This window comes from Sessilibacter corallicola (genome assembly GCF_021290925.1).
Lineage (GTDB): Bacteria > Pseudomonadota > Gammaproteobacteria > Pseudomonadales > Cellvibrionaceae > Sessilibacter > Sessilibacter corallicola.
Window position 1 is genome coordinate 219,203 of sequence record NZ_JAJSLX010000004.1, and the last position, 11,358, is coordinate 230,560.

11 protein-coding genes and 1 CRISPR repeat array are annotated in these 11,358 nt (G+C 43.6%); of the genes, 4 read left to right on the plus strand and 7 right to left on the minus strand.

All coding sequences use genetic code 11. The features are described from left to right. The first annotated feature begins 39 nt into the window (after window positions 1-39). Window positions 40-561, plus strand: coding sequence for an acyl-CoA thioesterase (locus LU361_RS17635; protein WP_233090357.1), 522 nt, complete (start codon window positions 40-42; stop codon window positions 559-561). Window positions 562-642: 81 nt separating this feature from the next. Here the strand turns inward: LU361_RS17635 and LU361_RS17640 are convergent, their stop codons facing one another. The 7 genes from LU361_RS17640 to LU361_RS17670 all read right to left on the minus strand — a co-directional run bounded on the left by LU361_RS17640 (window position 643) and on the right by LU361_RS17670 (window position 8,352). Then, window positions 643-2,970, minus strand: a complete 2,328-nt coding sequence (locus tag LU361_RS17640) for a tetratricopeptide repeat protein (protein WP_350338027.1) — start codon at window positions 2,968-2,970, stop codon at window positions 643-645. A 20-nt stretch (window positions 2,971-2,990) separates the two neighbouring features. Beyond that, window positions 2,991-3,404 carry a Het-E N-terminal domain-containing protein gene (locus LU361_RS17645; RefSeq protein ID WP_491572581.1) on the minus strand — a complete coding sequence of 138 codons (414 nt, stop codon included), beginning with the start codon at window positions 3,402-3,404 and terminating at the stop codon, window positions 2,991-2,993. A 350-nt stretch (window positions 3,405-3,754) separates the two neighbouring features. Further along, a CRISPR array of direct repeats spans window positions 3,755-4,393; the repeat unit is 29 nt; unit sequence GTGTTCCCCGCATGCGCGGGGCTAAACCG. Between the two features lie 110 nt (window positions 4,394-4,503). Then, the gene (locus LU361_RS17650; protein WP_233090362.1) at window positions 4,504-4,887 is read right to left on the minus strand and encodes a hypothetical protein; all 384 of its coding nucleotides are present in this window, start codon (window positions 4,885-4,887) and stop codon (window positions 4,504-4,506) included. Window positions 4,888-4,892: 5 nt separating this feature from the next. After that, window positions 4,893-5,270 (minus strand): hypothetical protein, encoded by a 378-nt coding sequence (locus tag LU361_RS17655; protein WP_233090364.1) that lies wholly within the window; start codon window positions 5,268-5,270, stop codon window positions 4,893-4,895. A gap of 38 nt (window positions 5,271-5,308) precedes the next feature. After that, on the minus strand, window positions 5,309-5,500 hold the full coding sequence (locus LU361_RS17660; protein ID WP_233090366.1) for a hypothetical protein: 192 nt from the start codon (window positions 5,498-5,500) through the stop codon (window positions 5,309-5,311). A 2-nt stretch (window positions 5,501-5,502) separates the two neighbouring features. Then, entirely contained in the window at window positions 5,503-5,943 is a 441-nt protein-coding gene (locus tag LU361_RS17665; RefSeq protein ID WP_233090367.1) for a Tse2 family ADP-ribosyltransferase toxin, read from the minus strand. A 339-nt stretch (window positions 5,944-6,282) separates the two neighbouring features. Then, complete coding sequence (locus tag LU361_RS17670; RefSeq protein WP_233090368.1) at window positions 6,283-8,352, minus strand: TonB-dependent receptor; 2,070 nt, start codon at window positions 8,350-8,352, stop codon at window positions 6,283-6,285. A 108-nt stretch (window positions 8,353-8,460) separates the two neighbouring features. On the opposite strand from LU361_RS17670, the gene LU361_RS17675 reads away from it, so the two are divergent. The 3 genes from LU361_RS17675 (at window position 8,461) to LU361_RS17685 (ending at window position 11,341) form a co-directional block, all read left to right on the plus strand. Next, window positions 8,461-8,898, plus strand: a complete 438-nt coding sequence (locus LU361_RS17675; RefSeq protein WP_233090370.1) for a BlaI/MecI/CopY family transcriptional regulator — start codon at window positions 8,461-8,463, stop codon at window positions 8,896-8,898. Continuing rightward, window positions 8,888-9,859: a M56 family metallopeptidase gene (locus tag LU361_RS17680; RefSeq protein WP_233090371.1), complete on the plus strand. Its 972-nt coding sequence runs from the start codon at window positions 8,888-8,890 to the stop codon at window positions 9,857-9,859. The genes LU361_RS17675 and LU361_RS17680 overlap by 11 nt, the downstream gene beginning before the upstream one ends. A 240-nt stretch (window positions 9,860-10,099) precedes the next feature. Then, on the plus strand, window positions 10,100-11,341 hold the full coding sequence (locus LU361_RS17685) for an OprO/OprP family phosphate-selective porin (protein ID WP_233090373.1): 1,242 nt from the start codon (window positions 10,100-10,102) through the stop codon (window positions 11,339-11,341). Window positions 11,342-11,358: the final 17 nt, after the last annotated feature.

An 11,358-nucleotide genomic window follows, 5' to 3' on the forward strand; every position in this document is an offset into this window, starting at 1 on the left:
ACAACATATTCCCATGACTGCACAGGTTGAGAGGTAACTATGGCAGGTAAAGAAAGAGAAATTACACTTAGGTTTCTAGCCGAGCCCGCTGATGTTAACTTCGGCGGTAAAGTGCACGGTGGTGCAGTGATGAAATGGATCGATTTAGCAGCCTACGCCTGCGCGGCAGGTTGGAGTGGTCGCTATTGCATTACCGCCTACGCCGGTGGTATTCGGTTTGTGAAACCCATTATGGTGGGCAGTGTAGTTGAGGTAGAAGCCAAAGTGATTTACACCGGCCGAACCTCCATGCACATTGGTTTATCGGTACGCGCTGGTGACCCAACCTCCGACCAACGCAATCTAACCACTCACTGCATTGTGATTATGGTTGCTGTCGACAGCAACGGTAACCCAACCACCATTCCAGAGTGGATTCCAGAAACCGAGCACGATATTTTCTTACGAAACTCCGCCATTGCCCTAATGGAAATGCGCAAGAAAATCAGCTCCGAAATGGAAGCTCATGTTGACCCCAATATGGTGATTCCTGAGAAAGAGAAAAGCAAAAAAGATAAGTGATTTATTGGTTTAAAAAATAGTAGCAAGATATAAAAACGAAAAGCCCTGGTTATTTAGCCGGGGCTTTTTGATTTAAATAGGTTAATTATTTAATTTACTTTCTATTCTTTCATACCACGAAAGAGCTCTTTCTATATGCGGATGGCCTTCGGGGTAAGTGTTTTTTAATATCTCCAAAGCCTTTTCAATTAGCGAATAAGCTTGTTGGTAATCTTGCAATTCATATAATAATGTTGCTAAGTTGTGATAGCTACTTCCTGTAGAGGGGTGATCTTTACCCAAATTTTTCTCATCAGAAATCCTGGCTTTTTCGAGTAAGGTTTTTGCCCCCTGTAAATCACCTAGATCTTGAAGCACTCCCCCTAAATTCGAATAACGAATGGCGGTTATTGGGTGATCTTCACCAAAATTTTTCTCACCAGAAATCATGGCTTTTTCGAGTAAGGCTTTTGCCCCCAGTAAATCACCCAGATCTTTAAGCACTATCCCTAAATTAGAATAATTTCTAGCGGTGTATGGGTGGTCTTCTCCGAAGTTTTTCTCATCGGATACCATGGCTTTTTCGAGTAGGGTTTTTGCTTCCTGAAAATCACCCAGGTTTTGAAGTGCTATTCCTAAATTAGAACAATTTATAGCGGTGTATGGGTGGTCTTCACCGAAGTTTTTCTCATCAGAAATCATAGCTTTTTCGAGTAAAGTTTTTGCCCCCTGAAAATCACTTAGATCTATAAGCACTGACCCTAAATTCGAATAACGAATGGCGGTTGTTGGGTGGTCTTCGCCAAAGTTTTTCTCGGCAGCAAGCATAGCTTTTTTGAGTAAGGTTTTTGCCCCTTGTAAATCACCCAGATTTTGAAGCACCAGCCCTAGATTAGAATAACATCTAGCGGTGTTTGGGTGGTCTTCACCAAAGTTTTTCTCATCAGAAATCATAGCTTTTTCGAGTAAAGTTTTTGCCCCCTGAAAATCACTTAGATCTATAAGCACTGACCCTAAATTCGAATAACGAATGGCGGTTGTTGGGTGGTCTTCGCCAAAGTTTTTCTCGGCAGCAAGCATAGCTTTTTTGAGTAAGGTTTTTGCCCCTTGTAAATCACCCAGATTTTGAAGCACCAGCCCTAGATTAGAATAACATCTAGCGGTGTTTGGGTGGTCTTCACCAAAGTTTTTCTCATTCGAAATCATGGCTTTTTCGAGTAAGTTTTTTGCCCCTTGTAAATCGCCTCGATCTCCAAGCGTCAAGGCTAAATTATTTTGCAAGGTGGAAACTCTGTCATCGGTTGATTCATTCAATAAACCCTCGATGGTTTGGCCAAAGGGAATCCAAGGGAATTTATCAATGGGGTTATCTTTAGTGTCATCAAGGTACAATTTATCATTTATATTTTCGATCAAAAAATCCACATCATCAAGTTTTACATTTAACTGTGTAAATAATGCCATCTGAATCACTTGATGCATTTTATAGCTGTCGTTTTTGCTATCAGCAATTAACCAGCCGCTTTCTTTAAGGTTTTCGAGTATTTCAGAAAGCGTAATATCGAACTCTTGTTTTACATCCAATAGTTCCTCTAAGATTTCGTAGGTGTGAAATTCTGTGGGTAAGCAGGTGAGCTGTTTTAATAGATATGTTTCAGGCTCAGAAAGTTTATCGGCTTTAAAAATAGAACATAAATATGAACGAATTCGCTCAACCTTTTCATCGCTTAGTGCGTGGTTAATATGTACATTGGCATTAACGTCTTTTTCTATGGCGGTGAGTAAATCTTCTAGCGTGGCGCGTTTACGTTGCGCTATTTTAGCTAACAATTCGATGGTTAGCGTGTGGTAGTCTAGGCGTTTAACCAGTATGGCTATGTCTGCATTTTGCAGTTTAGTAAGAGAATAATGACGCTTAAATAAATCGATGGCAGCGGCTTCCGATAAAAACCCCAGCTCTTTAAGTTCAAAGCCTGCAATCTCTTCTCTTGAGGTAATTAAAATATGCCAGTGCGGCTGTTTGGGTAATTGGTCTTTAATTTTGGTTAATGACACAAACGCATTATCAATCACCAACAAATTAGGTTGGCTCTCTATTGAGCGAAGTTTATTGATTACTTTAGGGAATAGTTCTTCGACGGTGCCCGTGGTAGAAAGATTTAGACTATCCAATAAGCCCTCAGCAGAGATTAAATCTTGCCGAAAATCGTCACTGGTTTGTTGCACCCAAGCAATGTGTTCGTAGTTCTTGCGATAGAACGTTGCGTAGGTTTGTGCCAAGGCGGTTTTACCAATACCACCCATACCGTTTACCAACACCACTTGCTGTTGGTTACTCAAGTGTTCTCGTAAGTCTTTCAGTTCTTGTTCGCGACCAATCAGGTTTTTAGGGTCAAATTCCGGTATTCGCGTTGTCAGTAGTTTAGGAATTTTCTTGTCTGATTGGGGGTTTACGTCTTTTTTACATTATAATCTCCGGAAACATTGACTGTAATGTTGTCGCCTTGGACCCCAATATTGGTTTCATCGTGATTTAAAAACTTTGCCAGTTGTTCTTTGCCAGATTGGGTTTGTTGCAGTGCTGCTATCAATTCTTTAATAAGCGTTTGTATTTCTTCTTTATCGGAGATTTTGTGGTTTTCCAATTCCTCCGCCAATACCGTTTTATAACCCTTCGATTCTGGGTTTTGTTCCAGTGATTCTAACGCTTTATTGGGAGGGTTATCTGGCCCCAATAAATCGGTTATCTTTTGTTTTATGGCATCAAATGCACTTTTAACGGCGCTATTGGCAACTTCCGTTGCGCCAGAGCCAATGGCAACACGAAGAGTCTCAACAATATCCGGTACAGAAATCAGGTCCATCACTTCAACACTCCTAAACGCGATAGCGCTATAAAAAGGCTTAACTAGGCAAACTTTTTATTAGTATTTGGTTTTCTTTTGATTAAAAGCTAGACAAAAAATACTAAGCAAATATAAAAATCATTCAAACAATCATTAAGCATAGGGTTAGCAAGGTCAAGCGCTTCAAGGCCCATTCGACCGATAAATGTTGATGAAAAACAGGCGAGTAATTTGATTATTTTCTGCGCCAAATGTGCAGTGCTTTTGGTGTGAAAGTCCTGTATGTTTTTTCAGCAAAAAATTGCGTAATAGTTGGTAGAAAAAACAGGGTAGTATTTTCCTTTTAAAAACAATCAGATACAGTAAGAGTGTTCCCCGCATGCGCGGGGCTAAACCGGCAGTTTCGCAAAAAGCCGTCGGTTCAATGGAGTGTTCCCCGCATGCGCGGGGCTAAACCGCAACCTGCACGACGTAAGTGTTGTATTTACAGGTGTTCCCCGCATGCGCGGGGCTAAACCGAAACATTAACTACAGATGTCGAAAATAGGATTGTGTTCCCCGCATGCGCGGGGCTAAACCGGTCTCGTTCCATTTTCTTAATATCTCGATCGTGTGTTCCCCGCATGCGCGGGGCTAAACCGCGGACGACGGGACGAAATACCGCGTAGCGCTCGTGTTCCCCGCATGCGCGGGGCTAAACCGAATGACATTACCCAGGTCATTATTAGTAATGGGTGTTCCCCGCATGCGCGGGGCTAAACCGAAGGGAGAGAGAAGGGGGGAGAGAAGGGAGGGGTGTTCCCCGCATGCGCGGGGCTAAACCGCTCGCTCATGGTTCGGTCACTACTGTGAGTGTGTGTTCCCCGCATGCGCGGGGCTAAACCGTGCGGGGCTTATACGCCACATCGCGATAATATGTGTTCCCCGCATGCGCGGGGCTAAACCGCTTTATACGCACATCATTGATTCAGAAATCGTGTGTTCCCCGCATGCGCGGGGCTAAACCGATCTTTTGCTCGTTATCACTTGCAGATTCGTGGTGTTCCCCGCACTCGCGGGGTTTACTCTCTATCGTTGTCTTTTAATAGCTGCGGGTATAGAGGGTGTACGCAAAAATTTATCTTACCTCTATAGGTAATAGTGAAAGATCAGGTGATGAATAGGGTTTGTCTCCATATTCAACATCAATCAATAAATCCTGGATTACGATTTTCACTGGATTATTCCCAAGGTCACTAACAGGAACCTGGGATAACTGAGGTTTGCTGGGTTCGCCGCATTGATCAAAATCAGGTTTTAAATCATAAAACTCCAAATACGATATTTTTTCTGAAAATCCGCTGCGGCGTTCATACAAATAATAGTTTTTATTGCCTATCGAAAAATCACTGAGAAATTTAATTTGATCAGATACAGCGCAATCCAGGCTGTCCTCATTTGTACAAGCATTGAGAAATAACAAGAGAGTTAGAAAGCAGAGCAAAGAGGGTATTTTTGCCATTATATTCACACCCAATCCTCCACCCATTCTGAATAATGCTTAAAACTGTTAGCAACACCGATCTTTGTTAGACAATGAGATAAACCATCGGGAAGTTTCAAAGTCAATTTATCCGCCAATTCTAGATGAGTAATGTCGCCTTTAGAAAAGGGTTCGAAATCATAAACCCTATCAACACGCCAAGTGGTCTTGAATTTTTGGGCGATTCTAAGTGTAGAAGCTTGTAGAATAAATCTATGATCAGTATTAACAATATATTGATCACTGATTTTGTCCGATTGTTGAATGATGGACGTAGGCTTTATCTTACAATCCACCATTACACACCAAATAACTGATGCTATGGTTTCATTCACCGAAAAGTTATGGGTGATGTCAGCCATTCGGCGGTCTCCCAGTCAATAAAATAAGTCTCAGTCGCTTACTTTTGAAACTTCTGTGAATATTCTTCTTGGAAACTTTCGATCATGGTATCTATCAGCATTGCATCATTCGATAAGTGCATGTGTTCGTCACTCTCTTCTGATAATGCGTTTAATTTATCGGTAGTATCTTCGAGAAGTTTCTTTAGACCTAAAATTACTAAACGATGCTCTTTGGCTTGCAGTTCCATAATCAGTTACCTATTGATCGATTAGATGTGGCGTAGCCGAATGTTTTCTCTGCCGACACCGCTAATTCTTCAAGTAATGATATATAACGTGAAAGGGGCATGTCCACTAATGGCCGAATGGTATAGTGGGTTGGTTTTTGAGACGGATTGGTGTTGAAATCTTTACTGACTCTTAATCCTTCTGGAATTTTGGTGCCTTTAGGAATTTTCCACCAAAAAGCGCCAAAATTGGAATTAGCACGGTTAAACGTAGATATGCCTCCAGTATCTTTTGATACGTAATCAACACCGTCCTTCTTATACAACTCAATATCAAAAGTCTCTTCTATTTGTCGTGGCGGCATAGTTCGAAGCTTGTGGAGTTGAGGTTTATTTTTAGCTCCTCGGCGAAATAGGTCAACAGGGATAACTTTGACGTACAATTCAACTATTGTATGGCTCATGGGTATTCCTTGTTTAATGTTAAATTAATTGTTACAGGAATTAGAGAATGGTTAGAGCGGGAAGGGAACTAGCAGGATTAGCAGTTACTGTGGTTCTAGGTAACGAGGGGTTCACATTTAATCAATTGATTTAGGTTTCTAATTTCTACCTACATCTTAATCAGTCAAATAAACTGCGTATAGAGATCTCTAACTTCTTAATTCAGTGGTGTTTCGTACTGATCAGGTGTATTCCCCGCATACGCGAGGCTTAAATGTTGATTATCTCGTTTTAATGGTTAACTCTATTTTTACAGGGTAATTTGCCAATGTATTAAATTAATCGGGAACCAGAAGTACTTAAAACTTATAAGCCGCTGAAACCCGAAGTGTGCGCGGTTCTAGCACATGAAAATGAATATCTTCTGTGCCTTGGCCGCTGGCTTCGCCGGGTAAACGTGATTCGTAGAAGTAATCAATGTCGTGGTCGTCGCTGTCGGTGACATTTAAAACATCGGCTTTTACGGACCAATTATTTGCATCGTAGCCTACGCGTAAATTCATTAATGTGCTCGCGTCCGAGGTAACCGATCCGTCTTCGGTTAATGGTCGTTCGCCAAAGTAACGCAGGCGTAAGCTGCCGTACCAGCCACCGTCAAAGTTGGCGTTAATTCCGGCTTGAAAAACGTCTTCAACGGTGCCCGGAATTTCATTGCCTTCGGGGGCGGAATCACCGAATTCAGAATCTGTGTAAGCGTATTCAATGTCCACCGACCATTGATCATTAATGTAATAATACGCGGTTAATTCAATGCCTTTGCGTTCGGAGCTGCGGCTGGCTTCGGTATTGCCTGCATCGCCGACGAATAATAATTCGCTGTCTAAATCTAGGGTCCATAAGGCAAGGGAAGTATTAATGCGATTGCTGATAAATCCACGCACACCAATTTCGTAACCTTCTGAACGCACTAATGGGTCAACAGAATCGACGGCGTCGCCGCTGGAAGGATCAATTCGAATTGTGGTGCCGCGCGCATCGTTGGAATGAAAACCTTGTCCGGCCGATAAATAGGTTTCCCATTCGTTGTCGAAGGTATAAATTAAATTACCTTTTACGGATGTGAGATTGTCATCGGTGCTGCCACTGTTCGTGGAAAGATCAACGCTGTTGGCATTAATACCCACTTGGTCGTCTACGTCGAAATCGTAATAGTCGTGACGCACGCTAACTACGCTGCGAAATTTTTCAGTCCAGGCAATGCGATTTTCCCAAAACAAACCAACGCTGGATTCTTTGACTGTGTCGTTCCGTACTACGCCCAATCGTTGGCGTTGGCGAGTTTGGTACAGGCCCACTTCGTCAATATCGTCAACGCGCAATTCAGCCCCAAAACGGTTGGTCATGGTTCGGCCTGATAAATAACCTTCGGCTAGGTAATTTAATTGGCCGCCGTAAATGGTGCGATCGTCGACTTGTTCGAATTGGTCGCCATTAATTTCGTCTTCTAAAAATAAGGTGAAGTTCGACCATAGATTAAGATCGGAATCGATAAAATACGCCGAGCCTTGCCAATGATCAAATTGCCAGTTGGTGTTTATGCTGTAACGGCTGGATTCGCCGCCAACGCTGGTATCAATTGAACCAAGATCGCTAATCAGATTTTGTTCTACGGCGCGCAACGGAATTTGATCGGCGCTGTTCCAGCTGTTGTCGTACCCCATAAAAGCCACGCTGATTTGACCTTGGCTTAATGGAATGGTGTGCTTGGCAAGCACGTTTATTTTTTCAAGGTCTTCGTCGATGTCGGTCCAAGGGCCGTCGGAACGATTACTTTCTAGCGCAAAAAGCGTTTCGCCACCGGCAAATTCAACGCTGTTCATAACGAGCAATCGAGCAAAAGAATCTTCCCCAACTGTGCCTTCTATTGTGCCGTGCTCGACAGAATTCGCTGTGGTAATTTCTGCGCTGCCTGCGCCACTGAAATCACCAACATCGGCGTAGTAAGCGCCTTTTTTGTAGGCCAGTTGTGAGACGGTTTCGGGAATTAAAAAATTAAGATCGGTGTAACCTTGGCCGTGACCGTGGGTTCGCATATTTACCGGCATGCCATCAATAAACGTGGCAAAGTCGGTGCCGTGGTCTAAATTGAATCCGCGCAGAAAATACTGATTTGCCTTACCCGTGCCGCTGTGTTGAGTGGCAACCAATCCCGGTACTAATTCCAGTACTTCGCCGGTACGCAACAACGGACGAATTTCAATTTCTTCTTGACCCACAACGCCTTCGGAGGCAGAAATTGCATCGCCGACCAAGTTAGTTTGGCGGCCGACAACGGTGATGGATTCAAGGCCAGTGCCGTGAGCACTCGCTTGAGCGGCGATTAATTCACCGAAAACACCCATAAGCAAAACGCCTTTGATCCTTTTCATCACCCGTGTAACCCCTTATTATTCGGTATCTTTTGGCACAGTGATTGCGCCGAGTTGTCTATCTGTATTATCAATCACGAACTGAAAACCGATAAGTCATAGGCTTTTATGAAGAAGATCGCCCACACATTGGGACAGTTGTTGGGTAAACCACGGTCACAACCTGCGCCGCAACTTGGCGAGCGGGAATTAGAGGTGATGAAAATCTGCTGGCAATCGAATACCTTGTCGGCGAAAGAGATCTTAGAACAGCTCTCCAGTGATTCACTCAGCTTAAGTAGCCTGCAAAGTACCTTGGAGCGATTGCACCGAAAAAATCTGTTGCTGCGAGAAAAGCAGGGTAGGTTTTATGTGTATTCGGCGGCGGTGAGTCGTCGGGAAATCATCACGCAATTACTGGGCGATATTACCGAGCAAATCAGTGATGGCGATATTGCTCCGATGATTTCCGGGTTTATGGATTTTATCGACCAAACAGACGCTAAGCCGTTAAACACCAACCTGAAAAAATCCATCGAGCGTTTGCCCTCCAACGATGACGAGTAGCGTGTTATTGGCGGTGTTGAATTACCTGTTCGGTTGGACGACATTAACCGTGCTGTTGTCTTTGCTGTTGGCAGCGGGCTATCCAGTTTTTGCTCGAATTGTTAAACACAATTCCGCCGAAGACTCCGCATTTTTTACGCTAATATACGGCTTACTTGCGCCGATAGCGACTACCGCATCTTTGGTGGTGTTATCGTTACCGGCGTTGTCTTCTTACATTATTGCCGATCATTGTCACGGTGATGATTGCACGCCGCACGCGCTTCATATCACCACCGATACCGTTGAAGGCGTTGTTACCGTGATTGCTGCGGTTGGATTATTAACGGTGTTTATTGTTGCGGTATTAATGCAGTTAATGCGCGCGCAACGAAATTTAAATACGTTGAAGAATTTTTCCGAACCCGCGCAATCGACTTTTCGGGTGGTTGAAACTGACGCTCACCTGGCGTGGTGTGCGGGGTTATTTAAACCACAAATCTACGTATCCAGTGGTTTGATTCAATCGTTAACGACTGAACAATTAAACTTGGTTTTGTTGCACGAGCATTCTCACGCCGTGCGCAAAGATAATTTGCGCAAGTGGTGTTTGCATTGGGCGTCTATTATTTGGCCGAAAAAGCTCAGAGCTAAAATCCGCCAAGATCATTCTAATTATGCCGAGCTTGCCAGTGATGCTGCCGTAGCTCGCAGCTACAACAACATTGACCAAGACGTATTCGTTAGCACATTGCAAGCGTGCGCGGCGTGTAAAAAGCCGAATCAGGAATTTGAGTCGGTTGCCAATAAGTTGCGAGAAAATGCCTTTGAAAGCCAGAGGATTGAACAATCCACTCACAAAGATGCCTTGAGTCGATTCTCTTTTTTCAAATCTATGGTGATTACTCTTTGGCTTTGGGTGGCAGCGGTTATATCCTCCATTTATTTTGGTCACCCGCTGTTGGAGTGGTTGTCTCGATAGCGCTTGTCTTGATAACACTTGTCTCGATAACCGGTGTCCTTATAACAACAGTCTCTACAGCAGTCATTTCTATATGTTTTCAGAATTATTGGTTTTGTTCATATTGTTCATGAACAGTATGAACAAAATTATCAAAAGGGCTTAAATGCACATTAGTACCACAAAATAGTAATTCAACGACGTCATTTGTAACCTCTCTTTCACACGATAATAAACATAAAATAAAAAGAGAACGTTCAGATGAAAAAAATCTACACCTGCGTGGGGCTTTTACTCACGTCCTCTGTTTCATTCGCCGAGGTCGATCTTTCCAGTTTAGAAGCCAGAATCAAACAGCTCGAAGAACAGCTTTCCAATCAAGAAATCTCCCGCAAAAAACAAGCAGAATTACTTACCTTCGGCGGCCGCCTGCAACTGGACTACAATCAGTTTGATGGTGCTTACAATGCTGTCAATGGTGGCGACACGGGTGCTGAATTATTTCCGCGCCGAGTTCGCATTTCTGCGGAAGGGGAGCAGGACGATCTCGATTTTAAACTGATTATGGATTTTTCCGAAGGCGAAGCTGAAATTCTGTTATTGCGTTTTCGCTATACCGGTTTTGAAAACGGTCCCAAAATTAAATTTGGTCGCATTCGTGAAGATATTTCATTGGATGCATTAACCAGCAGCAAACACCTCGCGCTTATCGAGCGCTCCAGTTACGCAAACACCATGTCTCCGTTTTTCCGTTACGGTGTTTCCGCGTATCAATCGTTTGATTCTGGCCTTCGCTACGCCGTGGGTGTGTACAACAACGATGCTTTTGGCTCCGATGGCGATGATGAATCCAGCAATTTAAGTTTGTCTTACAGCTCGCGTTTAACGTGGTCTCATGTGCCAGCTCAAGGTAACGTTTTTCATGTGGGTGCTTGGCATTCGTTACGTGAAATGGACGGCGATATTTTAAATGCAGCGTTTGCCCGCGGTGAAATTCGTGAACCCGAAGTTCGTTTGGTGAATTACGCCGCAGGTGGTGATACCGCTGCGGTTGATCAAATCAATCAATACGGTGTTGAGTTGGGTTGGCAGAAAGACGCATTTTTATTGCAAGCAGAATACGGCGAGCGTGAAATCGAAACCGAAAATTCTGCGTCCATTTTGGATGGCGAAACCTACGAAGGTTATTACGTGCAAGCCAGTTATTTTTTAACCGGTGAATCTCGACGTTATTCAAAAGGCAGTGCCAAGTGGAGTTCACCAAAAGGCGTTCGAAACGCGTGGGAAGTGGCGGCACGTTTTTCTTCCTTTGATGCCACCAGTGATAGCCAAGGAACTGAACTCGAAACATTTACTCTCGGTGCGTCTTATTATTTAAATCCCGACGTTCGATTTATGCTGAATTACGTTCACAGTGAAGTTTCTGGTCCGGGTGTTTCGGCACTGCTCGGTAATGAAGACGAAGGCGACGGCATTACCGCAAGAATTCATTACGAATTTTAAGTGCGCTTGAGTTAATC